General features: G+C 69.2%; 22 protein-coding genes and 4 pseudogenes. 8 read left to right on the top strand and 18 right to left on the bottom strand.

The genetic code is table 11. From position 1 onward, the window contains the following. Positions 1-11: 11 nt before the first annotated feature. Both ABT186_RS01605 and ABT186_RS01600 read right to left on the bottom strand, forming a co-directional pair. Positions 12-368, bottom strand: a complete 357-nt coding sequence (locus tag ABT186_RS01605) for a hypothetical protein (RefSeq protein WP_351922930.1) — start codon at positions 366-368, stop codon at positions 12-14. A 102-nt stretch (positions 369-470) separates the two neighbouring features. Next, on the bottom strand, positions 471-725 hold the full coding sequence (locus ABT186_RS01600) for a helix-turn-helix transcriptional regulator (protein WP_351922928.1): 255 nt from the start codon (positions 723-725) through the stop codon (positions 471-473). A 542-nt stretch (positions 726-1,267) separates the two neighbouring features. Between ABT186_RS01600 and ABT186_RS01595 the strand changes: the two genes are divergently transcribed. From ABT186_RS01595 to ABT186_RS01585, 3 genes are all read left to right on the top strand, one after another. Further along, complete coding sequence (locus tag ABT186_RS01595; RefSeq protein WP_351922926.1) at positions 1,268-1,723, top strand: hypothetical protein; 456 nt, start codon at positions 1,268-1,270, stop codon at positions 1,721-1,723. Between the two features lie 155 nt (positions 1,724-1,878). Continuing rightward, entirely contained in the window at positions 1,879-2,328 is a 450-nt protein-coding gene (locus ABT186_RS01590) for a hypothetical protein (protein ID WP_351922924.1), read from the top strand. A 23-nt stretch (positions 2,329-2,351) separates the two neighbouring features. After that, complete coding sequence (locus ABT186_RS01585; protein ID WP_351922922.1) at positions 2,352-3,755, top strand: tyrosine-type recombinase/integrase; 1,404 nt, start codon at positions 2,352-2,354, stop codon at positions 3,753-3,755. A gap of 92 nt (positions 3,756-3,847) precedes the next feature. Here the strand turns inward: ABT186_RS01585 and ABT186_RS01580 are convergent. Both ABT186_RS01580 and ABT186_RS01575 read right to left on the bottom strand, forming a co-directional pair. Further along, positions 3,848-5,005: pseudogene (locus ABT186_RS01580) on the bottom strand (AAA family ATPase); the annotation flags it as partial. Then, complete coding sequence (locus tag ABT186_RS01575; RefSeq protein ID WP_351922920.1) at positions 5,002-6,465, bottom strand: 3' terminal RNA ribose 2'-O-methyltransferase Hen1; 1,464 nt, start codon at positions 6,463-6,465, stop codon at positions 5,002-5,004. The pseudogene ABT186_RS01580 and the gene ABT186_RS01575, both read right to left, overlap by 4 nt. A gap of 402 nt (positions 6,466-6,867) precedes the next feature. On the opposite strand from ABT186_RS01575, the pseudogene ABT186_RS01570 reads away from it, so the two are divergent. Continuing rightward, a pseudogene (locus ABT186_RS01570) lies at positions 6,868-8,400 on the top strand (IS200/IS605 family accessory protein TnpB-related protein); the annotation flags it as partial. 6 nt (positions 8,401-8,406) lie between these two features. Here the strand turns inward: ABT186_RS01570 and ABT186_RS01565 are convergent. Beyond that, positions 8,407-9,066, bottom strand: a complete 660-nt coding sequence (locus tag ABT186_RS01565) for a TMEM175 family protein (protein ID WP_351221792.1) — start codon at positions 9,064-9,066, stop codon at positions 8,407-8,409. A 183-nt stretch (positions 9,067-9,249) separates the two neighbouring features. Next, positions 9,250-10,173: an LLM class F420-dependent oxidoreductase gene (locus tag ABT186_RS01560; protein ID WP_351221791.1), complete on the bottom strand. Its 924-nt coding sequence runs from the start codon at positions 10,171-10,173 to the stop codon at positions 9,250-9,252. Positions 10,174-10,385: 212 nt separating this feature from the next. Here ABT186_RS01560 and ABT186_RS01555 point away from each other — a divergent pair, with 212 nt between their 5' ends. After that, positions 10,386-10,559 carry a hypothetical protein gene (locus tag ABT186_RS01555; RefSeq protein ID WP_351221790.1) on the top strand — a complete coding sequence of 58 codons (174 nt, stop codon included), beginning with the start codon at positions 10,386-10,388 and terminating at the stop codon, positions 10,557-10,559. A gap of 8 nt (positions 10,560-10,567) precedes the next feature. On the opposite strand, the gene ABT186_RS01550 is transcribed toward ABT186_RS01555, so the two are convergent. The 4 genes from ABT186_RS01550 to ABT186_RS01535 form a co-directional block, all read right to left on the bottom strand. Further along, on the bottom strand, positions 10,568-11,044 hold the full coding sequence (locus ABT186_RS01550) for a DUF6099 family protein (protein ID WP_351221789.1): 477 nt from the start codon (positions 11,042-11,044) through the stop codon (positions 10,568-10,570). 176 nt (positions 11,045-11,220) lie between these two features. Further along, a complete protein-coding gene (locus ABT186_RS01545) occupies positions 11,221-11,586 on the bottom strand; it encodes a nucleotide pyrophosphohydrolase (protein ID WP_351221788.1) in 366 nt (121 codons plus the stop codon). Continuing rightward, positions 11,583-12,860 carry an AAA family ATPase gene (locus tag ABT186_RS01540; RefSeq protein ID WP_351922918.1) on the bottom strand — a complete coding sequence of 426 codons (1,278 nt, stop codon included), beginning with the start codon at positions 12,858-12,860 and terminating at the stop codon, positions 11,583-11,585. The genes ABT186_RS01545 and ABT186_RS01540 overlap by 4 nt, the downstream gene beginning before the upstream one ends. Positions 12,861-13,019: 159 nt before the next feature. Further along, the gene (locus ABT186_RS01535; RefSeq protein ID WP_351221786.1) at positions 13,020-13,409 is read right to left on the bottom strand and encodes a cell division protein SepF; all 390 of its coding nucleotides are present in this window, start codon (positions 13,407-13,409) and stop codon (positions 13,020-13,022) included. 247 nt (positions 13,410-13,656) lie between these two features. Here ABT186_RS01535 and ABT186_RS01530 point away from each other — a divergent pair, with 247 nt between their 5' ends. Together ABT186_RS01530 and ABT186_RS01525 are read left to right on the top strand one after the other, a co-directional pair. After that, the gene (locus ABT186_RS01530; RefSeq protein ID WP_351922917.1) at positions 13,657-17,688 is read left to right on the top strand and encodes a bifunctional nitrate reductase/sulfite reductase flavoprotein subunit alpha; all 4,032 of its coding nucleotides are present in this window, start codon (positions 13,657-13,659) and stop codon (positions 17,686-17,688) included. A 117-nt stretch (positions 17,689-17,805) separates the two neighbouring features. Further along, positions 17,806-19,533: a hypothetical protein gene (locus ABT186_RS01525; protein ID WP_502973126.1), complete on the top strand. Its 1,728-nt coding sequence runs from the start codon at positions 17,806-17,808 to the stop codon at positions 19,531-19,533. 346 nt (positions 19,534-19,879) lie between these two features. On the opposite strand, the gene ABT186_RS01520 is transcribed toward ABT186_RS01525, so the two are convergent. Continuing rightward, positions 19,880-20,305 carry a DUF4267 domain-containing protein gene (locus ABT186_RS01520; RefSeq protein ID WP_351922916.1) on the bottom strand — a complete coding sequence of 142 codons (426 nt, stop codon included), beginning with the start codon at positions 20,303-20,305 and terminating at the stop codon, positions 19,880-19,882. A 326-nt stretch (positions 20,306-20,631) separates the two neighbouring features. Further along, positions 20,632-21,078, bottom strand: a complete 447-nt coding sequence (locus tag ABT186_RS01515) for an anthrone oxygenase family protein (protein WP_351221782.1) — start codon at positions 21,076-21,078, stop codon at positions 20,632-20,634. Positions 21,079-21,167: 89 nt separating this feature from the next. Between ABT186_RS01515 and ABT186_RS01510 the strand changes: the two genes are divergently transcribed. After that, a complete protein-coding gene (locus ABT186_RS01510; RefSeq protein WP_351221781.1) occupies positions 21,168-21,746 on the top strand; it encodes a TetR/AcrR family transcriptional regulator in 579 nt (192 codons plus the stop codon). 192 nt (positions 21,747-21,938) lie between these two features. Here ABT186_RS01510 and ABT186_RS01505 read toward each other — a convergent pair. The 6 genes and pseudogenes from ABT186_RS01505 to ABT186_RS01480 all read right to left on the bottom strand — a co-directional run. Beyond that, positions 21,939-22,288 (bottom strand): annotated as a pseudogene (locus ABT186_RS01505) (Tn3 family transposase); the annotation flags it as partial. 20 nt (positions 22,289-22,308) lie between these two features. Next, positions 22,309-22,560: pseudogene (locus ABT186_RS01500) on the bottom strand (transposase); the annotation flags it as partial. A gap of 192 nt (positions 22,561-22,752) precedes the next feature. Next, on the bottom strand, positions 22,753-23,268 hold the full coding sequence (locus ABT186_RS01495) for a DUF4291 domain-containing protein (RefSeq protein ID WP_351221796.1): 516 nt from the start codon (positions 23,266-23,268) through the stop codon (positions 22,753-22,755). Beyond that, on the bottom strand, positions 23,219-23,422 hold the full coding sequence (locus ABT186_RS01490; protein ID WP_351221780.1) for a hypothetical protein: 204 nt from the start codon (positions 23,420-23,422) through the stop codon (positions 23,219-23,221). Before ABT186_RS01490 ends, ABT186_RS01495 begins: the two co-directional genes overlap by 50 nt. Positions 23,423-23,642: 220 nt before the next feature. Next, positions 23,643-24,488: an FkbM family methyltransferase gene (locus tag ABT186_RS01485; protein ID WP_351922915.1), complete on the bottom strand. Its 846-nt coding sequence runs from the start codon at positions 24,486-24,488 to the stop codon at positions 23,643-23,645. Positions 24,489-24,850: 362 nt separating this feature from the next. Next, positions 24,851-25,330, bottom strand: coding sequence for a hypothetical protein (locus ABT186_RS01480; protein WP_351221798.1), 480 nt, complete (start codon positions 25,328-25,330; stop codon positions 24,851-24,853). Positions 25,331-25,465 lie beyond the last annotated feature (135 nt).

Here is a 25,465-nt window from a genome sequence, read left to right as displayed (position 1 = left end):
CGGCATCGAGATCACGACTCGTCACCGCCCTCGCGGGGCTGGATGACCATGTCGTTCTTGGCGGCCCAGGTACGGGCCCGGCGCTCGTTGAGCTGCTTCACATGCTTGTTGAAGTCCGCGTAGCCGTAGGCGTGGTAGCTGATCGGGCCGAACTTGATGTCGGTCGAGGCGTTGCCGTCGTCGTCAACCTCGACGGTCAGGCCATGGGCGGCGGCGAAATCCTCCACCGCGCTGTTCGTGGTCAGCGGCAAGAGCATCTGGCTCGTGACCGGGGTGCCGTACTCCGGGTGCTGCTCCAACCAGTCAGCCAGCTCGCGCAGGCCAGCGATGTACTCGTCACGGTTGGGGTTGAGGGATGATGTAGGCACGGTCTGCCCTTCTCTTCGGATGGTGTGGGTGGATCGCGCGGCTAGGCCGCGGGGCCCCGGCTGCCGGTGTGTGGAAGCCCGGCGGTTCGGGGCTCAAAGCCGCTAGGCGGCTGAGCGGGCTCGGTGGGGCTGGTCGTCTTTGGCGCGGTCGCCGTTCAGCCAGGCATCGAGGTCGCTGATCTTGTAGGCGTAGCGGCGGCGTCCGTGGAGGACGCTCTTCGGTGCGGTTCCGTCGCGGCGCCAGCCGTTGAGGGTGACGACGTGGACGCCGAGGTAGTCGGCGGCGTCTTGGCTCCAGAGCCAGCCCTCCGGGGGGCTCTCCGGCTTCCTCGGCGGAGTCCTGTTCTTCTTCGGCATTGGTCTATTCCTCACTTGTGGGGGTTGGGGGACGAGACGTTCGGCTCAGGTCTGGAGACGATGGGGGCGCGAAAAGGGGGAAGATCGCGCTGCCGACCGTCTCCGCGAGGGCTATGGCGTCATCGACGTCGGCGTTGTCCTGCCGGCCAGCGAGGAGGTTCTCGATGACTCCCTTGCTGACGCCTGACTCTTCGGCCAGATCGCGGATCGAGAAGGATCGACCTCGACCCGGGAAGTCCATGTAGTGCCTGAAGATTTCGACGCTGCGTATGGTCCAGCGTCTGCTTGCACGTCGACTCACTTTGCCCCCGATTGGTGCGGTTGCTTGCACAACTTAGGAAAGCACAGTGGAGCCGTTTCGTCTACAGATCCGAGACGATTCGGGGTCGAGTATCGGCATGATTTCTGGCTGGATAGCATCGTCTTGTAGACGAACTGTCTCGGATCCAGGATGGTTGTACGGACTGAGCTGGTACTTTTCCCGAGCACGCCGACCCCTACAGAGACACCTGGTATCTGACGTGACGCGAGAGGAAGAGGACATGACGGCAACGGCCCCCGACCGGGCAACCGGTACGGACGAGCCGAGTCCCCGAGGTGCGCTCTCGCAGCTCATCCAGGACGCAAACGACCGCGGCCTCTCCTACGCCAAAATGTCCGAGCGGGCCGTCCATCGGGAGTCCGGGACCAAGCTGTCCAAGCCCTACCTTCAGCGGCTCGTCGCCAACCCGCCGGCCAACTCCCCGAGCCCGCTGCAACTGAAGGCCCTCGCTATCGCCCTCAACGTGAGCGAGCGGCGCGTCAAGGCCGCAGCCGCAGCACAGTGGCTGGAATATGAGGCGACCGAGCTGGCCGGCTACAACGACGACGTGCGTATCATCGTCAGCCACCTTGCGGGCATGCCTGAGTCTGAGCTGCGGCGTTGGCGTCGGATGATCGAGTTGGACGAGCAGGCGCGGCGTGAGATTGAGCAGGATCGGCGCGAGAACGAGCAGTAGAGCTCGCCCCAGCCACGTCATCACGTGACCGAAAAAGTCCCTAAGTAGACATTCGTTTGAACGGATTGTCGCGGTCTGTGTACGCGGCGTACCCTTCCACAACCGTGCGCGTTCGGCCCATTACACCCACGCGCACCGCACCCAGGGGAGGGCGCATGCTGCGCGTTGTGTACGAAGCCACGACAGACCTCAAGCCGGACGACCTCGTCGAGATCACAGAGACCCGCGGGCGAGTCACGATCAAGCTCCGCGAAGGCGCCACCGCCGACGAATACCTGACCCCCCTCAACGCGGCGCTGAAGGCGTTCGTCGGCAACTGCGGTTGGTTCCAGATCTGGCGCGGCCAGATCATCAGCGCCAACTCCCCCGACAGCCCGCTCACCGTCCAGTACGAGCCGGATCCCGACGTCGACCGCATCCAGGGCGTCCATATCCGGGAGTCCAAGGGCGTCGTCCGCCTGCACGTCTGCCCCGACCTGACCGCCGAAGAGCTCGCCCGCGCAGTAAACCCCCCTATAGAGCTGTTCCTTGCAGGCGGCCAGTGGTTCCAGCTGTGGCAGGGTGAGATCGTGACCATGGACTCGCCTGACAACGCCCTGGTCTGACGCGCAAAACAAGGGGGTACTGCATGGCTGGCTACATCGAGGACCGCTGGTACAAGAAGGGCCCCGACGGCAAGCGCACGATCCCGACGGACCGCTGCGAGCAGGGCAAGCGGTACAGGGTTGCCGGCGTACCAGGCGTCAAGGACCGCAGCTTCGAGAAGCTCACGGGCATCAACGGCGCAAAGGCGTGGCTGGCCAAGGCCCAGCACGAGTCGTCACGCGGCGAGTTCATCGATCCCCGCGATGGCGCCATGCTTCTGCGCGAGTACGTCGAGGATCACTGGTGGCCCAACCAGGACTATCCCGACCCGATCACCAGGGCGACCATCAAGGGCAAGGTATGGAACCACATCCTTACCCACCTTGGATCGAAGCCCCTGAACGGAATCAAGACGCCTCAACTGCGGGCCTGGCTGAAGACACTCAACGCCCAGCTCGGTCCGGGCACCGTCAACGACGTGTGGGGCTCGCTCTCCGCGATCCTGCAGGCCGCCGTCGACGACGAGCGGATCACCAAGAACTACTGCCGCTCCCAGAAGACCGTCCGCCCGCCGGCCCGCCCCGAACCGCGGGCCAACGCGTGGTCGCGTGACCGGGTCCTGCTGGTGCGGTCGCTGATCGATGAGCGGGTGCAGCTTGCCGTAGACCTCGGTGTCGGCGCGGGGCTGCGGCAGGGTGAGGTGTTCGGGCTCGCAGTCGAGGACGTCGACTTCGACGCGCAGGTCATCCATGTGCAGAGGCAGATAAAGAAGGTGGGGTCGAAACTCGTGTTCGCCCTGCCGAAGGGCCGCAAGACGCGCACCGTCCCCGTGCCTCAACACTTGCTGCTCCGAGTAAAGGAGCACCTCGAGCGGTGGCCGGCGAAGGCGGTGACCCTGCCATGGGGGGACCCCGAAGAGGGCGAGACGGAGAAGGAACTGAAGGAGCGGGCACCGCGGACGTTCGAGCTGCTGCTGACTGCTGCACGGGGCGGGGCCTGGCGGCGGGACTACTTCAACGACTCCTTCTGGAAGCCGGCGCTCGAGGCGGCCGGGCTCATCGCCCCGCCCGAGGAGACGAAGCGGCCGATCGCGGGGAAGCCGGGCCGGTTCCGCACGGTGAAGCGGTACGCGGAGGACCGGGAGATGGGCTTCCACTCGCTACGGCACACGTTCGCCAGTGTGCAGCTGGACGCGCGTGAGTCGGTTGTGTCAGTCTCGAAGTGGCTGGGCCACGCGGATCCGTCGATTACGCTCCGGATCTACGCGCACATGATGCCTGAGGCGGATGGCCGGGGCAGGTCGGCAATGCAGAGCTGGTTTGAGGGAGACGCGAAAAAGATCTCCCCAGACGCTCCCCAGGAAACGGAACCTTCAATTCCGCCATCACGGACGCCGCTTGAGGCCCCGGTGCCGGACGACGCGCCCGAGCCGCTACCGGCGCCCTGACCTGCATCTTTGTCGGTTTCGCCTTGTTACGCGACCGGCATGAGGGGCTGGCGGCAAGGTGTGCCGGTGGCTGGTGGGGCGATGTTGGGACTGATGGTGTTGTTCAGCCAGGTGGCCTGCGGAACCGGGGTGTGACCGTAGACAACCGCCGCCCGGCCCCGGTAGTCCTCCGCCCACGGGTAGCGCACCGGCAGGCCGAACTCGTCCGTCTCCCCCGTGGTGTCGCCGTACAGCGCATGCGAGCGGACCCGGCCGGAGGTGCGCCCGTGATACCTCTCGGGCAGACCGGCGTGGCAGACGACCAGCCGGCCGCCGTCGAGGACGTAGTGGCTGACGAGGCCGTCGATGAACTCCCGTACCTGCTGCTTGAACTCCTCGCTCTCGCCCTCCATCTGCTCGATGGTCTCGGCGAGTCCATGGGTGTGCTGCACCTTGCGACCGCGCAGATGACGGCCGTACTTGTTCTCGTGGTTGCCCGGCACGCACAGCGCGTTGCCCGACGCAACCATCGACATCACCCGGCGCAAGACCCCCGGACTGTCCGGGCCGCGGTCCACGAGGTCGCCGACGAACACGGCCGTACGACCCTCCGGGTGCACACCCTCGGCGTAGCCGAGCTTGCCCAGCAGCGCCTCCAGTTCCGTGGAGCAGCCGTGGATGTCGCCGATGATGTCGAAGGGGCCGGTGAGGTGGGTGAGGTCGTTGAAGCGCTTCTCGGTGACGACCGTCGCGTTCTCGACCTCCTCCACACCCCGCAGGACGTGCACCTTGCGGAAGCCCTCACGCTCCAAGTGCCTGAGCGAGCGGCGGAGTTCACGGGTGTGGCGCTGGATGACCCGGCGCGGCATGTCGGCCCGGTCGCTGCGGGCCGCGTTGCGCTCGGCGCACACCTCCTCCGGTACGTCGAGCACGATCGCGATGGGCAGCACGTCGTACTGCTTGGCCAGGTCGATCAGCTGACGGCGGGCGTCCTGCTGCACGCTGGTCGCGTCGACGACAGTCCGGCGGCCGGCCGCCAGACGCTTGCCCGCGATGTAGTGCAGCACGTCGAAGGCGTCCCGGGTGGCGCTCTGGTCGTTCTCGTCGTCCGAGACGAGGCCGCGGCAGAAGTCCGACGAGATGACCTCGGTCGGCTTGAAGTGCCTGCGCGCGAAGGTGGACTTGCCGGAGCCGGAGGCGCCGACGAGCACCACGAGGGAGAGGTCGGTGACGGGCAGGGTGCGCCCCTTCAGGGGCTGGGTCTCGGTCATGCGGCCTTCTCCTCCTTCGCTGCCGTCATCCTGAACACTGCCATCTGCGTGGGCGGCCCGACCTCGGGGTCGTCCGGTCCGACCGGCCTGAACCCGACGTCGTAGCCGTGCCGTTCGGCCACCGCTCCCGCCCAGGACCGGAACTCCTCCCGCGTCCACTCGAAGCGGTGGTCGCCGTGCCGTACATGTCCGGCCGGAAGGGTCTCCCAGCGGACGTTGTACTCGACGTTCGGGGTCGTCACGACGACCGTGCGGGGCCGCGCCGCGCCGAACACCGCATACTCCAGTGCGGGCAGCCGCGGCAGGTCGAGGTGCTCGATCACTTCGCTGAGCACGGCCGCGTCGTACCCCTTGAGCCGGTTGTCGGTGTACGCGAGCGAGCCCTGGAACAGCTTCACACGCGACGCCTGCCGCTCCCCCATGCGGTCCAGCTTCAGCCGCCGGGAGGCAATGGTGAGCGCCCGCACCGAAACGTCCACGCCCACGATCTCCGTGAACTGCACATCCTTCAGCAGCGCCTGCACCAACTGGCCCTGACCGCAGCCGAGATCGAGCACTCGCCCGGCCCCGGACTCCTTGAGCGCCGCGATGATCGCGTCCCGGCGCTGCTCCGCGAGCGGGGCCGGCTTCTCCTCCGTCTCGGTCTCCGCCTCGACCGCGTTGTCGATCTCCTCGACCTCGCTGTCGTCCGCCTCCGCGAGACGCACCAGCTCCAGCCGCTCCATCGCCTGCCGGGTCAGCGACCAGCGGCGCGACAGATAGCGGCTGGTGATCAGCTTCTGCTCGGGGTGGTCGGGCAGCCAGCCCTCACCGGCTCGCAGCAGCTTGTCGACCTCGTCGGCGGAGACCCAGTAGTGCTTGGCGTCGTCGAGGACGGGGAGCAGGACGTACAGATGGCGCAGGGCCTCTGCGAGGGTCAGCGCTTCGGATTCCAGTACCAGGCCGACGTACCGCGAGTCTCCCCACTCCGGGAACTCGGCGTCCAGCGCCACCGGTTCGGCAGTGACGGTCCAGCCGAGGGGCTCGAACAGACGCCGTACGAGGTCGGGTCCGCCGCGGGCGGGCAGCGCGGGTATCTCGATCCGCAACGGCCGGGGCAGTCCCGGGAGTTCGGGCTTCGCCGCGCAGACGCCCTTCATCGCGCTGGAGAACACACCGCTCAGCGCCACGGCGAGCAGTGAAGAAGCCGCATACGGGCGGTCGTTGACGTACTGCGCGAGCGCCGCGTCGGGCGCGCCGCCGCGCCCCTTGCCCTTGCCGCGCCGGACCAGTGCCACCGGATCGACCTCCAGCAGCAGCGCGGCCGTGCAGCGCCCGGCGTCGGCCTCGGGGTAGAGGACGTGCGCCGTGCCATAGGAGGTGGAGAACGCCTGCGATTTCTCGGGGTGCTTGTGCAGCAGGAAGCCGAGGTCGGTCGCCGGGTTCTTTTCGTCGCCGGTGGTGGAGATCGTCAGAAACACGCGTACGAGTATCGCGGTGTGCGGGGCCCGTAGCCAGGGAGTTTTCGCCGGGCTGGGACGCCGGTTTCCAGCGGTGGAAGCCCTCGCATCCGGTCAATTATGAGAACCGATCGAGGGTGGATTCTCGTCGAGCCAGCGGCGGACTGGGGCTCCGCCAAGACCGACCGAGGCCCGATGGGCGGGTTGGCCGTCGTGGTCGCCTGGAAGGAGGGCGGCACAGCCCGGTTCGCCGCCGGAGACGAGCTGCTTGTGGGCGGGCTCCGATGGCACGAACTGAATGCGCCGCAGCCCCCGGGACAGCAGCCGGCGATGGTCAGGCGGAACGGGATCGGGGGAAGAAGTGGTACCCCCAGAAAGAAGGCCGGGACGCCCGCGCCTGGCCACCGCCCGGGGTTGTGAACTGAGGAGGTCCTTCGCCTGGTCGGCGATCTGCTCGGTACGCTCGCCTCCCGTGACCTGAAGGCACGGTGCTCGGCTGGGCTGGAGCACGACAGCGAACGGTGGGCCGAGCGCAAGCGCATCCTCACGGAACGGTCCTCGTCGCGCTGGGCCGGGTCGATCACGAAGGCCACCCACGATCAGTGGGCGCTCGCCCGGCGCGGCCAGCTCGCGCACATCCAGAGCCTTCAGGCCGGGATCGAAACAATCACGCACCGGCTGTCCCGGCCCGTGGGCGAGAAAGGCACCAAGCAGACGCCGGGCGGATACCGCAGCAAGCAGGAGTGGTTCGCCAAGCCCCGCCGCCTGCACGTGCTCGAAGACCGGCTCGATGGGGCGCGGTCCGACCGTGAAGCAGGTGTCGTGCACGTGGTGCGCGGCGGGAAACGACTGCTGAACACCCGGCACAACCTGGAGGCAGCGCAGCTCACCGAGCCGGAGTGGCGACACCGGTGGCAGGCCGAACGACGGTTCCTCCAGGCCGACGGCGAGTCTGGCGAGCGGTTCGGCAACGAGACCATCCGCGTCATCGACGACGGCGAGGTCTGTCTGAAGCTCCCGGCGCCGCTGGCGCACCTGGCGAACGCGCCGCACGGCCGGTACGTGCTCGCCGCCCGGGTGAGCTTCCCCCACCGGGGCGAGCAGTGGCGCGACCGGGTCAGTGCCAACCGGGCCGTCGCCTACCGTATTCATGAGGACACCGTGCGGGGCCGCTGGTACCTGACCGCGTCGTGGACGATCCCGCCGGTCAAGACAGTGCCGCTTAAGGCGGCCCGCGCGATGGGCCTGATCGGCGTGGACACCAACGCCGACCACCTCGCCGCCTGGCGGCTCGACGAGCACGGCAACCCCGTCGGCGATCCCCGACGCTTCCCTTACGACCTGTCCGGCACGGCCCAGCACCGCGACGCACAGGTCCGGCACGCTCTGATCCGTCTGCTGCACTGGGCCCAGCGGCACGGCCGCGCGGTCGCCGTTGAAGACCTGGACTTCACCGCGGAGAAGACCCGCGAGAAGTACGGCCGCCGCAAGCGGTTCCGCAAGCTCATCTCCGGCATGCCCGTGGCCAGGCTGCGGGCCCGGCTGGTCAGCATGGCGGCCGAACTCGGCATCCCCCTCGTCGCCGTGGATCCGGCCTACACGTCCAAGTGGGGCATCCAGCACTGGCAGAAGCCCCTCACCACCAAGACCAGGAAGACCACTCGCCACGACGCGGCCGCCGTGGCGATCGGCAGGCGCGCCCTGGGGCACCCGATCCGGCGACGGACGACACCGCCCCCACACGACCGGAGTGATCGTGCGGGGCATCGGACCGTCCAGGCCGACTCGGTGGCCCCGGGGCGTGAGGAAACCCGCTCCCGCGTTCCCGGACAACGGACACGATCCGTGCGCGCCGAGCGTGGAGCGAAAGCGGGCGACCAGTGTGTCCAACACCGTTCGGGGCACACGGCTGAGCATGGGTTCTGGCAACAGGACTCACTCCCACTCAGTCCCTAGGAACGGTCAGAACCGGTTCAGCGGCCTGATCGGAGGCGACAGGGCGGAGTTGAGCTGCAGCAGGATGATCACGCCGATGGACACGTACGTGCTGAACACGGCGAGGAGCACCGCACCCGCGTACAGGGCCTGGACGACAGCGATCCTGCGGCGGATCGCCCGCAGGTCCTCGGCCGTCGTGTCCGCCTTCAGCAGGCCGGCGCGTTCGGCGTACCGAAGCCCGGCAAGCTGCGCCAGCCCGAGGAACAGCAGATCGGCCCAGTACACCAGCAGCGCCAGCCGCGACGAGGTGAACGCGGTCATGAGGCCGGTGGCGAACGGCATCACGGAGACCCCGAACAAGAACATGATGTGGATCCACGCGAAGGTGCGGTCGCTGCGCTCGATACGGGAGAGCTGAGTCTGCTGCCCCAGCCAGAACATCCCAAGGGTGAGGAAGCCGAGGAAGCACACGGCGAACTCGGGGCCCACATGGGTGAGCACGTGCCAAACGGGCTCCTCCTGGTCGACTGCGCCCGGCTGCCAGAGGGCGCGTTCGTCCCAGGTGTGCTCGACCGGGACCTTGAGTTCAAGGATGAGCAGTGTCATCGCCACGGCGAAGATGCCGTCGCTGAGTGCTGCGAGCCGGCCGAGTTCCTGGCCCGCGATGCGGTGGTAGTGCGCCATGGCTCCCCCTCATGACTCCCCCTCGGCTCCCGCCGGTCCGGGGGATCTTGACACAGGGGGCTGGGGGAAGGCCAAGGGGCGGGGCACGGCCGTCTGCCGGTCCGGATGCGGTGACGAACCGCGGGACAGGCGCCCCGGGCGGGCCGGACCGGCCCTCGGCCCGGGGGCGCTGCCGCGAGTGCGTCAGCTCAGCTGGGACTGGACCTGGGAGGAGATCAGCTCCAGGTGGTCCAGGTCGTCGAGGTCGAGGATCTGGAGGTACATGCGCCGGGAGCCGATCTCCGCGTACCGGCCGATCTTGTCCACCACCTCGGCCGGGGAGCCCGCCAGGCCGTTGGCCTTCAGCTCGTCGACCTCGCGGCCCATCGCGGCGGCGCGGCGGGCCACCTCCTGGTCGTCCCTGCCGACGCAGACGACCAGTACGTTCGAGTACGTCATGTCGTCCGCCTTGCGCCCGGCCTCCTCGACGGCGGCACGGACCCGGCCGAACTGGCGCTCGCTGTCCTCGATCGATCCGAACGGCATGTTGAACTCGTCGGCGTACTGCGCGGCCAGAAGCGGGGTGCGGGTCGCGCCGTGACCGCCGATGAGCACCGGGACCTTGGCCTGGGCGGGCTTGGGCAGGGCGGGCGAGTCGGTCAGGTCGTAGTACTCCCCGTGGAAGCCGAAGGTCTTGCCGGCCTCCGTCGCCCACAGTCCGGTGACGATCGCCAGCTGCTCCTCCAGGCGGGCGAACTTCTCCTTCGGGAACGGGATCCCGTACGCCTTGTGCTCCTCCTCGAACCAGCCCGCCCCCAGGCCCAGCTCGACGCGCCCGCCGGACATCTGGTCGACCTGCGCGACCTGGATGGCGAGAACGCCGGGGAGACGGAAGGTGGCGGCGGTCATCAGCGTGCCGAGGCGGATGCGCTTGGTCTCGCGGGCGAGGCCGGCGAGGGTGATCCAGGCGTCGGTGGGGCCCGGGAGGCCGTCCACGTCGCCCATCTTCAGATAGTGGTCCGAACGGAAGAAGGCGTCGAAGCCCAGGTCTTCGGTGGCCTTGGCGACGGTCAGAAGGGTGTCGTAGGTCGCGCCCTGCTGGGGCTCGGTGAAGATGCGAAGATCCATGCCTCCATCCTGCACGCTCGAACGCGCGTCAACCTCAGGAGTCCCACCGATACCTTCCGACCCGACAGGGTGAAAATCCGTCAACCCGATACTCGGTGCGGGCGGGGCCAGTGACCGGCTTCGACGGTGATCGTTGCTGGTGCGGAGCCGGACCGCCCGGCACCCGTCGCCGGCGGCCGCGCCTCCGGGGCGCCAGGGCCGAGGAGGCCGTCATGTCCCAGGAAGCCGTCTTTCCACACGAGGTGCCGCAGGAGGAGACCGCCGCCGCGCAGCCGAAAGGGTTGCTGGAGCAGATGGAAGAGCTGATGGCCGCGCTCAGTGCGGATCTGTCGCAGCTGGACGCGGATCTGCAGCGGCCGGGGGTGGCGGGCGGCGAACGGGGCTGACGGGCGATTCAGCCCGCCGTACTGTGCCGTTCCCGTATCTCGCCGTCCCTTGCCGCGAGTCTGCGCAGCATCTCGCTGACCCGGTCCCTCGACTCGTCCGCCGCGTCGATGGCCTCCATGCACTGCCAGTACGTCCCCTCGTCGTCCGCCGCGCTCGCGACCGCGACGAGGGACATGCCCACTTCCACCAGGAGGGTGCCGAGGTCGAGAAGGGCCTTGCGGGCGTCACCCAGGTCCGTGAGCTGGGCGGCCCGCAGGTCGGCCACATCGATGGACGGCGTGTCCAGGACGCCGCAGCCCCGGCCCGCCAGCTCCGTCAACCCCAGTGCCTCACCCCGTAGTTCGGGTGGACCCGAGACGGCCAGGCGACTGCCGATGGCCTGCGCCAGGGAGTACGCCTGCCACGCCTCCGCCATGATCCTCGGTCCGTCCTCGCTCCCCAACAGGGCGCGCCTGCTCGCCATGATGAGCCGCACCGCGTCCATGCGCTCCCCCGCTCTGTCGCGACGCGCTCCCGCGCGTCTGCCCGAACTCCGTTGTCCACTACCCAGAGTGAAGGCACGCGGGACGAAAAGCCAGAGCTAGTCCGAAATCTGTGGACAACCCGAGAGGTGGGGACAACTCCGCAACTCCGGAGAGTGACAATCAGGGCCCTGGAAGATCATTTCTCCTCCGGTGCCGGAAACCTCTCCTCGTTGCGGTCGATCTTCGCGTCCAGCGCCGCCAGCACGTCGACGCCCAGTACCTCGCACAGCTGGAGCAGATACGCGAGCACGTCGGCGACCTCGTCGGTCACCCGGTGGGCCGTGCCGGGGTCGTCCATCACCCGCGCCGACTCCTCCGGCGTCAGCCACTGGAAGATCTCGACGAGTTCGGACGCCTCCACGCTCAGCGCGGCCACCAGGTTCTTGGGGGTGTGGTACGGCTGCCAGTTGCGCGCCGCGGCGAAGTCCGCGAGCCGGCGCTGCAGCCGCGCCACATCGAGGTCCTTGGGCTGACCGGGTTCTTCTCCCACGGGTTCTGTCACGCGCTCAGGTCTACCACCGTCACTCCGTCCACCCCCGCCGCCCAGGACGCTTCCCCCACCGCGCCCACCAGCCTGATGTGGCCCCGCTCGCACATCCGGGCCGCCAGCTCCAGCAGTTCCCGCACCTGCCGCCGGTCCATACAGCGGTCGAAGCCGTCCGCCAGGACCGTGAGCGTCTGGAGTGCCGCGGGCACCTCTCCCGCGGGGTCGACCTCCAGGACGCCCGGGCCGGTGAGCAGTACGAGGGCCAGTGCCACATACCGCAGCTCGCCGTCGCCCAGCAGTCCCAGCGGCGTCCGCAGTCCGTCGCCGCGGTCGAGCAGTGCACGGACCCTGTCGTCTGCGAGCGGCTCCGCCAGCAGGTCCACGACCCGTCCCGTGCACCCCGCCCGGACCGCCGCGGCGAGCAGCGCATGCCGCCGGCCGCACTCCGCGCGGGTACGCCACAGCACCTCCGCGAGGTTGTCGCAGCCCGGCAACAGCCGCCCCGCGCCCCGCGGCACGGGGGCGCGCATCCGGCCGGGGTTCGGGTCGCAGACGAAGACCGAGCGCAGCGCGACCACCATCTGCTCCGCGGCGGCGAGCACCCGGCGCTGGCCCTCCGTCTTGCCGGACACGCGCAGCGGCAGCAGGGCGGTGCCGAGACGGTCGTCCGGGAGCGGGCCACGGGTCACCGGGGAGGAGCCCGCCGTGTGCCAGGCCGCCTGCACCGTGGCACGGCCCGGGTCGCGCAGCGCCGTCTCCAGCAGGACGAGCCCGCCGGAGGTCAGGCGTTCGCCGACGACGCGCAGGCCGGGCTCGGCCTGGACCGCGACGTCGAGCCGGACGGGTCCCTCCGGTCCGTCGGCCGTGCAGCCGATACGGAAGCCGCGCCGCCGCTCGGCGTCGGGCCGCGCCCGCTCGGGCACACAGGCCCCCGGGTCCGGGAACGCCTCCGCCAGCTCCGCCCCGCCCCCGAGCCGCGCCAGCGCCTCGTACGCCTGAAGCGCCCGCGACTTGCCCGAGCCGCTCGGTCCGGCGAAGAGGGTCAGCGGCCCCAGTCCGAACCCGGCCCGCCGGTGCCCGGCGAACGCGGACAGCCGCAGCTCGGTGACGCACGGCCGGCCGGGGCGCGAGCCTGTGACGCCGGCTCGGTCCGGCAAGGGTGACGCATCCGGCCGGGACAACGGCGGGGACGTCGCATCCGGCGGAGACAACAGCAGGGACGTCGTATCCGGGGAGGACAACACCAGGGACGTCGCATCCGGCGAGGACAACGCAGGTGACACGGTCATATCCAGGACCGTAGGCCTCGGCCGACGGGGCGAACCGTTCCGCCCGCGCGCTCTTCCTACGATCGGGCGACCGGGGGGCCGTAGGACAACGCCCCTGTGTGACGGGCCGGTCCGCGGGGCGACGACCCCACGCAAGCGACCTGGCCCACCCGCCGGACCTCAGACGCCGGGTACCCCGGCCCCCTCCATCAGCCCCCGTACCTCGGTCCCCGGCGGTGTCAGCAGGAACACATTGCGGTCGACCCGGTGCATCCCGCTGGAGAGGCCGAAGACGACACCCGTGCTGAAGTCCAGCACCCGCTTGGCGACCTCGGTCTCGGCACCCGTGAGGTCGAGCAGCACCGGCACCCCGGCCATCAGCGTTTCGGCGACCTCACGGGCGTCCGCGAACACATTGACCCGCAGCACCACGAAGCGGCGGCGCGCCTCGGTCTCGGCCTCGGGTATGGACCGGTGGTCGACCGCGGACGGCCAGGCGTCCCGGCCTCGCAACGGAACGACCTGAGCGAGCCCTTCCCACTGTTCGTCGGTGACATCGTGACTGTTCACCGGCCCTCCCCGCGCTGGCTCGCACTTTTAGTCTGCACCGGCCAATTCTTACGCATGGTCACCCGTTCGGCCCAACAGCGACACGGACGGCGACAGCCCCGGCGGCCACTTCTGCCGGATGGCACCCCTCTGGTACCACCCTCGCGCCCGCCTCACACCGGCCGGGCGCCTTCTGTGCAGCCCGTGTAACTCCTCAAGATCGCGGCGCGTGACATCGGCGTAACGGGCAATTCGTACGGTCTTCGGCATGACCACGAGCCCCGGAACGCAGCAGATACGGACCGTCTGCTCGTACTGCGGCGTCGGATGCGGGATCGTGCTCGACGTCGCGACCGGCCCCGACGGCCGCCGGCGCGTCCTGAAGGCGTCGGGCGACAAGGAGCACCCCGCCAACCGCGGCCGGCTGTGCACCAAGGGCGCGACCACCGCGGACATGCTGGCCGCCCCCGGGCGGCTGACGACCGCCCTCGTCCGGGACGACCGCGGTGCGGAGCCGGTGCCCGCGCCCGTCGACGCGGCCGTACGCGAGACCGCGCGCCGACTGCGGGAGATCATCGACGAGTACGGTCCCGACGCCGTCGCGTTCTATGTCTCGGGGCAGCTCGGCCTGGAGGCGCAGTATCTGGCGAACAAGCTGGCCAAGGGCTTCGTGCGGACGAACCAGATCGAATCGAACTCACGGCTGTGCATGGCGAGCGCGGGCGCCGGCTACAAGCTCTCGCTGGGGGCCGACGGGCCGCCGGGGTCGTACGACGATCTGGACCGGGCGGACGTCTTCCTGGTCATCGGCTCGAACATGGCCGACTGCCATCCGATCCTCTTCCTGCGGCTGATGGACCGGGTCAAGGCGGGCGCCAGGCTGATCGTGGTCGATCCGCGGCGCACCGCGACCGCGGAGAAGGCCGATCTGTTTCTGCAGATCCGGCCCGGAACCGATCTCGCCCTGCTCAACGGGCTGCTGCACCTGCTGTACGAGAACGGGCACACGGACGCCGGCTTCATCGCCCGGCACACCGAGGGCTGGGAGGCGATGCCCGCCTTCCTGGCCGACTACCCGCCCGCGGCCGTCGCCGCGATCACCGGTCTTGCCGAGGAGGACATCCGGGAGGCGGCGCGGCTCATAGGCGAGGCCGGGGAGTGGACGAGCTGCTGGACCATGGGGCTCAACCAGTCCACGCACGGGACCTGGAACACCAACGCCCTGGTGAATATGCATCTGGCGACCGGCGCCATCTGCCGGCCGGGCAGCGGCCCGTTCTCCCTCACGGGGCAGCCCAACGCCATGGGCGGGCGGGAGATGGGGTACATGGGGCCGGGGCTGCCGGGGCAGCGATCCGTGCTCGTGGACGAGGAACGGGCGTTCACCGAGGAGCTGTGGGGGCTCGCACCCGGAACCGTCCGTGCGGACGGGGTCGGGCGCGGGACCGTCGAGATATTCCAGAAGATGGCGGACGGGGACATAAAGGCCTGCTGGATCATGTGCACCAACCCCGTCGCGTCGGTGGCCAACCGGAAGACCGTCATCGAGGGGCTGGAGGCCGCCGAGTTCGTCGTCACACAGGACGTCTTCACCGAGACCGAGACCAACGCGTACGCCGATGTCGTCCTGCCCGGCGCGCTGTGGACCGAGGCGGAGGGGGTCCTCGTCAACAGCGAGCGCGGGCTCACGCTGGCCTGCCCCGCGGTGGACGCGCCGGGCGAGGCGATGGCCGACTGGCGGCTGATCGCGGCCGTCGCCCGGGAGATGGGGTACACGGAGGGCTTCTCGTACAACAGCGCCGAGGAGGTCTTCGAGGAGATCAAGCGGGCGTGGAACCCGAAGACCGGCTGGGATCTGCGGGGTGTGACGTACGAGCGGTTGCGGACCGGGCCCGTGCAGTGGCCGGCCGCGCGGGAGGACGGTCCGGCGCGCAATCCGATCCGGTACGTCGACGGCGGGCTGAAGTTCCCCACGCCGAGCGGCCGGGCGGTGTTCCACGCGCGGCCGCATCTGCCGCCGGCCGAGCTGCCCGACGACGACTTCCCGTTTCTCCTCAACACCGGGCGGGTGCAGCACCAGTGGCACACGCTGACGAAGACCGGGAAGGTCGCCAAGCTCAACAAGCTCAATCCTGGGCCGTTCGTGGAGGTGCACCCCGAGGACGCGGCGGCGCTCGGCGTCGTGGACGGCGACCGGGTCGAGGTCGCCTCGCGGCGCGGGCGGGCCGTGCTGCCCGCTGTGGTGACGGACCGGGTGCGGCCCGGGTCCTGTTTCGCGCCGTTCCACTGGAACGACCTGTTCGGCGAGTATCTGAGCGTCAACGCGGTGACAAGCGACGCGATCGACCCGGTGTCGTTCCAGCCGGAGTTCAAGGTGTGCGCGGTGGCGCTGGCGAAGGTGGCCGAGCCGGCGCCCGTGGCGGGAACCCTGGTGGCGGCCGAGGCTCCTGTCGCAGTCGTCGTACCGGCCCCGGCGGCCCCCGCACCGGTCGGCGACCCCTTCGGTCTCGCCCCGGCCCCGCCTCCAGTGCTGTCCGCCCAGGAGCGCCAGTACCTCACCGGCTTCCTCGCGGGCCTCGGCTCCGGCGCTCCGGGCGTGCCCGTGCTGCCGCCGGACGCGCCCTTCAGCCCCGAGCACGCCCTGTGGGTCAACGGTGTCCTCGCCGGCATGTACTCCAGGACCGGCAGCGTGCCCCAGGAGCGGGCCGGTCGTGAGGTCGTCGTGCTGTGGGCCTCGCAGACCGGGAACGCCGAGGAGTTCGCGGCGGCGACGGCGCAGCGGCTCAAGGCGACCGGACACCGCGCCACCCTGCTCGGCATGGACGAGGTCGACATCGGTCGTCTCCCGGGCGACGCTGACCTGTTGCTGATCACCAGTACGTTCGGCGACGGCGACGCGCCCGACAACGGTTCCGGCTTCTGGGACTCCCTGTCCGGCCAGCAGGCCCCGCGGCTCGACGGCGTGCGCTACGCCGTGCTGGCCTTCGGCGACTCGTCGTACGACGACTTCTGCGGGCACGGGCGCCGACTGGACGCGCGCCTGCACGAGCTGGGCGGGGTGCGTCTGGCGCCGCGTGCGGACTGCGAGCCCGACTACGAACCGTCGGCGGACGCCTGGCTCGCTTCGGTCCTCGGCGCGCTCGGCGGCACGACGGCGCCGGCGCCGCCTGCCCCGAAGCCGAGAAAGCCGGCGCCGACGACCGCCCGTCTCACCGGCAACCGGCTGCTCAGCCTGCCCGGCGCGGGCAAGGAGGTGCGCCGGTTCACCTTCGACACGAGCGGGACGGACCTCACGTACGAGACCGGGGACGCACTCGGTGTGCGCCCGGTCAACTCCCCCGCGCTGGTGGAGGAGTGGCTGGGAGTGACAGGGATCGACGGCTCGGCCGCCGTCGAGATCACGGGAGTCGGCGAGGTCCCCCTCGCCGAGGCTCTGCTCCGGCATCTCGACATCACCCGGATCACCCCGGACCTGCTGCGCTTCGTCGCCGAACGGACCCGTGACGACAGGGAGTTGCGGCACCTGCTGCGCCCGGACAACAAGGACGGGCTGGCGCGCTGGAGCTGGGGGCGGCAGGCCGTCGACGTGGCGGCCGAGTACTCCGTACGGGCCTCGGCCGAGGAGTGGGCCGGGATGCTCAAGCGGCTGCAGCCCCGTCTGTACTCCATCTCGTCGAGCCCGCTCGTCGATCCGCACCAGGTGTCGCTGACGGTGTCCGTGGTGCGGTACGAGGGTCTCGGCGGGCGGTCACGAGCCGGGGTCTGCGGAGCCTTCCTCTCCGACGCGGAGCCGGACACACCGGTGCCGGTCTTCGTGCAGCGCTCGCCGCACTTCCGGCCGCCGGCGGACGGCTCCACACCGATGGTGATGGTCGGCCCCGGCACCGGAGTCGCGCCTTTCGTCGGTTTTCTCCAGGAACGCCGGGAACTGGGGCACAAGGCACCGAACTGGCTTTTCTTCGGCGAGCAGCACCGCGCCACGGACTTCTACTACGAGGAGGAGCTGACGGCGCTGAGCCAGGAGGGCGTCCTCACCCGGCTCGACACCGCCTTCTCCCGCGACCAGCGGGCCAAGGTCTATGTCCAGGACCGGATGCGCGAGCACGGCCCCGAGCTGTGGCACTGGCTTCAGGACGGCGCCCGCTTCTACGTCTGCGGGGACGCCTCCCGTATGGCCAAGGACGTCGACCGGGCACTGCGGGACATCGCCACCCTGCACGGCGGTCTGAGCGAGCCGGAGGCGGAAGCGTACGTGAAGCAACTGGCCGCAGACAAACGGTATGTACGGGATGTCTATTAGGGCGGTATGCGTGCGACCAAGCGGTACACCCCCGTACGGATACTTCTTACCGCCCTCACACCGGACTCTTCACCTCCGGGGGGTCGACGTTCATTCGACCCCTTTACGTTCCGTGTCGTGCATTTGGCAGAAGTGAAGCCTGCGACAAGCGGCCGATGGACCCGCCCGCTCGTGTCGCGCGGCGAGCCGGACGAGACCCCCGCACAGTGGCACCGCATCCTGACCCTGCTCGCGGACATCAGCCTGTTCATCGGCACGCGCTCGGTGTGGTCCTCCGCCGCCAGTCACCATCTGCTGGTCGCCGCGATCATCTCCGTGTGCTACGCGTCGATCCTGATCACCGGCGTCCTGACGCTGGTGGTGCGCGGCAGCCGGGCGCTCGCCCGTCTCGACCTGGTCGTCCTGGTGACGGCGGTCACGCTCGCCTACTGCGCCCTGTCCGTGGCACACGACTTCAGCGACGAGTCGATCCTCACCACCCAGGCCGCACGTGAACTGCTCCACGGTCACCCGGCCTACGGGCAGCCATGGCCCTGGCTGTTCGGACACAGCAGCGGCGTCGCCTACACCGCGACCGTGACCGGCGGCTACGACTTCACGTACGGCTATCCGCCGCTGACGGCGATGCTGACCGCGCCGCTGCTGTGGATCGGCCATGGCGCGCTGCCGGAGACGCTGGTCGTCAACACCGCGCTCGTGCTGGGCGCGATCGTCATGTGGAAGATGCTGCCGACGCCGTGGCGCTCGGCGGCCACCATGGTGTGCCTGGGCTTCGGCATGATCCCGACGTACGCCCGGCTCGGCTATCCGGCGGTCCTCGCGCTGGCCTTCCTGATCCCGGTCGTGATGTGCTGGACGCGCATGGGCACGGGCGGTTGGGCCGACTGGGCGCGGGCCGCCTGTCTGGGCGCGGCCTGTGCCAGCCAGCAACTGCCGTGGTTCCTGACGCCGTTCCTGCTCGCCGGGGTCTATGCGCTGCGGCGCGGTGAGCTGGGGGCGCGGGGGGCGGCCCTCGCCGTGGGGCGGATCGTCGGCATAGCCGCCGGGACCTGGCTGCTCATCAACGCGTACTTCATCGTGACCGAGCCGCGTACCTGGCTCGAAGGCATCGCCCTGCCGATCACCCAGGGCGCGGTGATCCACGGCCAGGGCCTGGTCGACATCTCCCTTTACTTCACCAACGGCAGCGACCGTCTGACCTGGTACTCGCACGCCAGCATGCTGCTGGCCGCGGGCCTGCTGGCGGTGTTCGTGCTGTTCGTGCGCCGGCTGGGTCCGGCCGCCGTCGTGCTGCCCTGGTGCGCGTTCTTCCTGTCGACCCGCTCGCAGGACGGCTACTACCTGCTGATGACGCCGCTGTGGCTGGCGGCCGCCGTCACCGTGCCGCCCAGCGCCTTCGCCACCGCCTGGCAGCCCAGGGTGCTGCACGGGCGGCGGGTGGCCCGTATGGCGCTGGTCGCGGCCCTGGTGGCCCCGTCCCTGGTGGCCGTGACGGTGGCGGCGACCGGCAAACCGCCCCTGCGCATGCAGGCTGCCGCCGCCTCCAGGACGCCCAACACGATCAAGACGCTCACGGTCCGGGTGAAGAACACCACCGGTTCCGACCTGGAGCCCCACTTCATGGTGACCACGGGCCAGGGCATGAGCCGCTACTGGAAGGTGCTCGACGGCCCCTCGTCCGTCGCCGGTCATACGACGGCCACGTACCGGATCGAGGCGCCGGGCGGCACCTTCTTCCTGCCCGACAACGGCACCCGCATCAGGCTGCGCGCCTTCTCCCCGTCGCCGGTGACGCTGTCGAGCCAGGACATTCATCTGGAGCGCGAGCCGGTGCCTGCGAAGTGACGGCCCTGCGGGATCCCCGTCCCGCCGACGTGAGTAGTGGTGCGGTTGCGTTGTCAGCGGCTGCATCAACTCTGTGGAGCCTGCGCGGCGAGCGACGACGTCGAGCGGCACCCCTGCCCGCGCTGCCGGGCCGAGTTCTGCGAACCGAACCTGCACTCCGTGATCTTTGCGCGACCCTCTTTGATCTTGCTCGGGCAAAGGACCGTTTATGAGAATCGGGGCAGGGGGCCGCGCTGCGCCATCCCGGAGAAACGGGAGCGGGCCGCCGCCCACTGGAAGAAGATCGTGCGCCTCGCCTTTCCCGGCAGGCGCTGACAGGCGAACACCGACACGCGCCAAGGTGGCGCTAGGCGGGCTGCGGGGCGGGTGTTGCGGGAGCGGCTGCGACCTTGCGGGTCTCGCGCATGATCAGCAGGCCGTTGACCACCATCAGTGTCGCGGTCAGGCAGTGGACGCCGAGCGCGGTGGCCATGGAGCCGTGGTGGGCCAGCACGGTGGTCATGTCGCCGTACGCGGCGAGGGCCTCGACCAGCAGCACCCAGCCGAGCGCCCGGCGGTGGCCCGTCACCAGCAGGATGCCCAGGACCAGGGCCAGGACGACGTCGCGGATTCCCTTGGTGATCAGGAAGCCGTCGCCGTCGCCGGCCGGCCGGCTCGGCAGGCCGAAGCCCGGCGCCGTCGTCTCCGGGCTCAGGATGAACTCCGTCCCGAACCAGAGGATGAAGAGGATGAAGGCGGCGGCCAGGACGGTGTTGATCTTCTTCAGCGACATCGTTCTTCTCCTTGCGAGTCTTCGTCAGCTTGGTGAGCTTCGTGGAGCCCGGTGAGTCGTGTGGGGCCTGATCAGGCCGCGTGGACGCGGCTGATCGAGGGGCGTGGTTTGCCGGGATCGCAGTTGTGGGATTTGAGCGGCATCTGCATTCCCGGATGTCGGGATTTTGGTGGTCAGCCGCTCCCCGGGGAGTGGGGATTGTGCGCCACCGGCGCGGCGTCGGCCCGCGGGGTCAGAAATCCGAAGCCTTCTCGGGCTCACCCCGACGGGGCGAAAGCCGTCGACATACAGGGGCCGAACCAGTGCATGTCGGGGCAGCGGTGGTATCAGGTGAGGGCGGCGACCAGCAGGGTGAAGGCGGCGATGATGACGGCGACGCGGACGTAGTGGTAGCGGCCCCAGCGGTGCAGCTGCTGCTTCCAGTCGGCGGGCCGGTTGTCGGGGGTCCAGGTCTTGTTTCGGTTGTTGATCGGGACGAGCAGCAGCACCGACATGACCACGCTGACGATCAGCAGGCCGGCGGCGGTGACGACGAGTCCGGCGCCGTGGTGGTGCCATCCGGCGACGGCCCAGATCGCGCTGAGGACGAGCGAGCCCATGTACCAGAACGGCATCAGGGCGCCGAGCATCCGGCCGCCGTGGGCGTGGCCGAGCTGGCCGCTGTCCTCGGGAAGCGCGTCCAGGATCCGGTTCATGATGAAGGCGACGGAGAACTCCACCCCCACCATCACACCGACGATCACGGTGGTGACGACCTCGAGTGCGTTGAGCATGATGACCCCTTCGCATCTAGCGTTGCTAGCTGATGAGGCAACGCTAGTGCTGCTGCCGCTCGCTTGTCTAGTGATGCTAGGATCGATTTATGTCGGTACAAGAACGCAAGCAGCGCGAACGGGCGGAGCGCGAGCGCCTCATCGTGGCGACAGCCCGCGAACTCGCCGAGCAGCAGGGCTGGGACGCGGTCACCACCCGCCGGCTCGCCGAGCGCATCGAATACAGTCAGCCCGTCCTCTACAGCCACTTCCGCGGCAAGCGCGAGATCATCGGTGCCGTCGCCCTGGAGGGCGCCACCGAGATGGCCGCGGCGGTGCGGGCCGCCACCTCCGCCGAGGACGACGCGCGCGCCCGGGTCACCGCCCTGGCCCGCGCCTACCTCGACTTCGCCGAGCACAACCCGGCGGTCTACGACGCCTTGTTCCAGCTCGACGGTGGCCTGGCGTACGCGCAGGAGGACACCCCCGAGCCGCTGAAGGACGCCTTCGCCGCCCTGCTCGAGTGCCTCGCCGAGGTCGCTGGGGACGGCATCGACCCGGGGCTGTTCACCGAGGTGTTCTGGGCGGCCCTGCACGGGCTCGCCACCCTGACCCGAGCGGGCCGCCTGCTGCCCGAGGACGCCGAGCCGAGGGTGGAGCTGCTGGTGGACCGGCTCGCCATGGTCTGACACACCATCCCGGCGGGCACGCAGCGGAGGCCTTCGGGCCCCGCCGCTGCCTGCCTGCGGCAACGCTTCCGGTCACTCGCGTCCACACGGCGCAGCCGCAGATCGCCGGGCCCCGTACCCCAGACGGGCACCCGCCCCGGAAGCTGCGATGCTCATTGATCACGACCCGATACGCGCCGCCCTGACGCCGCGTCATTCGCCGGTGCCCTCGTCGTCCTCGTCGAGATGGACGGTCGCCGGGTCACGCAGTGGGCGCAGGCCCTCGCGTGGCGGGCGGGCGGCGAAGCTGTAGCGGCCCAGGCAGTTGAGGTTGGCGTGCTTCAGCGGGGAGACCCGGGCCGCGTCCTCGTCCAGGACATCATGCTCCCGCTCCTCGGGCGGCAGGGCCCGCAGGTGGTCGACGGCGGCGTCGAGGTAGCGCGTTGTCCAGAGCACGGCGGCATTGAGGACCGGCCGAGCGCCCCGAGTCGGTCCTCCTGCCCCGTCCTGTATGCCTGCATGATCTGTCCGCGCTTGCCGTGGCAGATGTCGCGGGCGCGCTTGATGCACGAGACGTCCTCGGATGGGGCCGGTACTGGATCTTCTTCAGCTTCCGCCTGATCACCCGGGTCAGGTGGGCGAGGTCGGCCGCAGCGAAGTCGGCCAGGTGCCGCTTGAGGAGCGACCAGATCCCCTCGGCCGGGTTCAACTCCGGGGCGCAGGAGGGCATCTGGAAGATGCGTAACCAGTCCTTGTGCGCTTCGGCGAAGTCCGCCAGCTCCTGGACCAGGTGCACGTTCAGATTGTCCCAGCACCACACCACCGGCGTGCCGATGCTACGGCCGATCAAGGTGGACTTGAGCTTGGCGCAGCTACTCGGCCTTGACATCTGGTGCAGGAGCCACTCCCGTCGGGCGAGACGCCCCCGTTCGTTTCGAACGGGGTACTTAGTTTGCCCCCCGTCTCTGCGAGCTTGTGCTGCCATGTGACCCATCGGCCGCAGCCGGCTGCTCGGCGAACCAGCCCGTCATCCCCGTAGGTGGGCAAGAAGGTCGTATTCAGCGGGATATGGACGCTCGTGGGGCAACATTTGGGCGGCGGAGTCCAGGTCACCATCACTGACGAGGGCATGGATCTCGTGGGCGAGCGGAGTTACGTCCCGGATGGCGACCGTCCACTCGTCCGCGTAGCGTCTTACGGCCTCCCCGGACAGACCGAGTTGCAGGGAGCGGTACGGCAGGGGCTGTAGGCGCAGGTCCCGCTCGGGATCCCACTGCACGCGAGCGGGCACACGCTTCAACTGACGCTGCCAGGTGGCTCGGTCGGGGTGTGCCCCACGCACGTAGCTCGACAGACACGCGTGGCGCAGCGCCCACTCAAAGCCTTCACGGCTGATCTCGACAGCGAGGACGGTCTCCTGCCCCGCTTTGGAGCCCCAGCCGCAGCGGTACATCATCCACAGGAACGACGGCTTGATCCACGTCAAGCCTCGTTCATAGTCCTGTTTGCCAGCCGGGGCCGGATGTGTGCCGCTGGTCGGCAGTCGGATGCCGATGGTGCAGCAGGTCCTGCTCGCTGACGGCCTGGTCCTCGGAGAGACGGGCCATCATGGCGCGCACCGCGTCGGCCTGCGACCAGTTCGGCGCCGCGCGCTCTTCCACCATCCGGCGTGCCCAGGCAGGACGCTTGTCAGCCATCGCGGTCCCCCGTACTGTCCAGCGGCGCAGCCTGTGCCCCGACAGGGTGATGCCCGCGGAGCGAAGGCCAGCCCTTCTGCGGCCGAGCATGGCACGGCCTCTTGATCGCGCGGAGGTGACAAGGGGCGGTGACATTCCGAATGTCAGCGACTGATGTCACTTCCCGTAGCCGCACCACCCGCGTACCACATGGTCATCGAGTACCCGGTGCTGCGCGTGGTCAGGGCCTGACCGCGAACACCATGCCGATGTCGGCGGCCTGCTGCACCGGGTCCTGCTCCGCGCTGACCGTGAAGCCGTGTGTGAGGAAGACCTCGCAGACTGTGTCGCGGTTCTGCTGCCAGCGCTCCACCTCGACGACAGCCTGCCGGACCAGCGGCCAATGCCGTTCCTCGATGCCTCTGAGCACATCGAGTTCGGCGCCTTCCACATCGACCTTGAGCAGGTCGATGTGGTCGATGCCCTGTTCGTCGAGCACTGATGACAGGGGCCTGACCTTCACCCGGTGCGTCTCAAGCCGCCGCATCACCCGCAGCTTGCGGCCGACGAGAAAGCTGAGGACGGGAGCGGGTACGCGGCGCAGGACCGGTCCCAGGCCGCCCTGGCGGATCATCTCGACTACGGTGGCGGTGACCCGCTGCCGCTCAGCCTCGATGTTCCCCTGGTCCCGCAAAGAGGACGAGAAGATCGTGGCGGCCGGAACGTAGCTGAAATCGAGCTCGTCGTCACGGGACGCCAGACCATAAGGGAGCGCGGTCAGACGTCCGTTGAAGAACTCGCGAGCATTGCGTTCGAGCGTCGCGTGGAGTGGCGGCATCGGCTCGAAGGCGTAGATCCGCACATCCCCGTCCAGCCGCTCATAGACGGCCGCCGAGAACACACCGATATTGGCGCCCACGTCGAGTACTGTCGCGCCCGGCGCGAACTCGACGCCGTGGGTGAAGTAGCCGCCCACCTCCTCGCGCAGGAAGGACGCCTCCCAACGATTGATACTGTGCAGTTCAATCATGTCCATGGCCATGACAAGACGATTTATCAGGGTTGGAGTCAACAATCCAGCCCGCACGCTTCACTCCGGCCGCGTCCCTGATCCACAGGGTGTGACATCGGCATCGCCGAGCACAGCTTGAAGGAGGTCCTGGGACTCCTCCGCTAGCAGACAGGAACGTCACTGCCTCTGAAAGGGGTTGTGAACGCGGCTTGATGACCCACGTCAAGCCGCGCTCACAGACCTTTTATCTACTGAGGTTGAACTCGTGGTGTCGCGAAGGGCTGGCGTCCCGTGCTTTCTGCGGTATGCCCTGAACAGGCGGTAACCACTCGGTCGCCGCCATCACGGTTGAGCCGCGCTGGCTCGTCACCCTCCTCGCCGCCCCTGCGCGGCTCCATGGAACTGCCTCCTCTGATCGGCCCCGGGACTGTAACGGCCTAACCGATTTCCGCGCGTACTGCCTCCAGGAATTCGGTCTCGGGCCCAGTCAGGCAGTCCCACAGCGGCCCCTCAGCGACAGCTTCGTCCGGCTGGCGCCACAGGCCGTGGTCCACGGCGGATGCATAGGCCCATGCTCGCTCGAAGAGTTCCTGGCTGAACAGCACCTTGATCATGCGCTCGCACACCCAAAGGCGCTCGTTGACACTTCTGGCAGCCGCGCGCCACTCGGGTGTCCCTGCAGCTTCCCAGTCAGGCGCGGAGTCCCGCGTCGAGGCGAGGAATATCCCTTCCTGAGCGAGGCCGATGAACTCGCGCACCAGCGTCAGCTGTTCAGCACGCCGGGCCTCGGCCAGCTGAGCCGCATGCCGGGCATCCTCGGCCCGACTGACCTGCCGCGCGGTAGTGAGCTGAGCCAGGTACGACAAGCCACCGCCCAACGCGACACCAAGCAACGATCCCCACACTTCCGTCTGCATGGCAGGTGCATAGCAAGTCCGCGGAGTTCGGCACCAGTACGGCCGTACCACCCGGCACATCCCCGCGACGGTTGTCATCCGCGACGATCAGCACGGCAGGGGTGTCGCGAGCGACTGCAGCCACCAGCAGTACCT

The organism is Streptomyces sp. NPDC001634 (assembly GCF_040298185.1).
Lineage (GTDB): Bacteria > Actinomycetota > Actinomycetes > Streptomycetales > Streptomycetaceae > Streptomyces.
This window is presented reverse-complemented; position numbering and strand designations above follow the sequence as displayed.

Excerpts from the sequence above, each read along its gene's own strand:
- ABT186_RS01600 (WP_351922928.1), bottom strand. The coding sequence starts at position 725 with ATGCCGAAGAAGAACAGGACTCCGCCGAGGAAGCCGGAGAGCCCCCCG.
- ABT186_RS01595 (WP_351922926.1), top strand. The coding sequence starts at position 1,268 with ATGACGGCAACGGCCCCCGACCGGGCAACCGGTACGGACGAGCCGAGT.
- ABT186_RS01590 (WP_351922924.1), top strand. The coding sequence starts at position 1,879 with ATGCTGCGCGTTGTGTACGAAGCCACGACAGACCTCAAGCCGGACGAC.
- ABT186_RS01585 (WP_351922922.1), top strand. The coding sequence starts at position 2,352 with ATGGCTGGCTACATCGAGGACCGCTGGTACAAGAAGGGCCCCGACGGC.
- ABT186_RS01565 (WP_351221792.1), bottom strand. The coding sequence starts at position 9,066 with ATGGCGCACTACCACCGCATCGCGGGCCAGGAACTCGGCCGGCTCGCA.
- ABT186_RS01560 (WP_351221791.1), bottom strand. The coding sequence starts at position 10,173 with ATGGATCTTCGCATCTTCACCGAGCCCCAGCAGGGCGCGACCTACGAC.
- ABT186_RS01555 (WP_351221790.1), top strand. The coding sequence starts at position 10,386 with ATGTCCCAGGAAGCCGTCTTTCCACACGAGGTGCCGCAGGAGGAGACC.
- ABT186_RS01550 (WP_351221789.1), bottom strand. The coding sequence starts at position 11,044 with ATGGACGCGGTGCGGCTCATCATGGCGAGCAGGCGCGCCCTGTTGGGG.
- ABT186_RS01540 (WP_351922918.1), bottom strand. The coding sequence starts at position 12,860 with ATGACCGTGTCACCTGCGTTGTCCTCGCCGGATGCGACGTCCCTGGTG.
- ABT186_RS01530 (WP_351922917.1), top strand. The coding sequence starts at position 13,657 with ATGACCACGAGCCCCGGAACGCAGCAGATACGGACCGTCTGCTCGTAC.
- ABT186_RS01520 (WP_351922916.1), bottom strand. The coding sequence starts at position 20,305 with ATGTCGCTGAAGAAGATCAACACCGTCCTGGCCGCCGCCTTCATCCTC.
- ABT186_RS01515 (WP_351221782.1), bottom strand. The coding sequence starts at position 21,078 with ATGCTCAACGCACTCGAGGTCGTCACCACCGTGATCGTCGGTGTGATG.
- ABT186_RS01510 (WP_351221781.1), top strand. The coding sequence starts at position 21,168 with ATGTCGGTACAAGAACGCAAGCAGCGCGAACGGGCGGAGCGCGAGCGC.
- ABT186_RS01490 (WP_351221780.1), bottom strand. The coding sequence starts at position 23,422 with ATGGCTGACAAGCGTCCTGCCTGGGCACGCCGGATGGTGGAAGAGCGC.
- ABT186_RS01480 (WP_351221798.1), bottom strand. The coding sequence starts at position 25,330 with ATGCAGACGGAAGTGTGGGGATCGTTGCTTGGTGTCGCGTTGGGCGGT.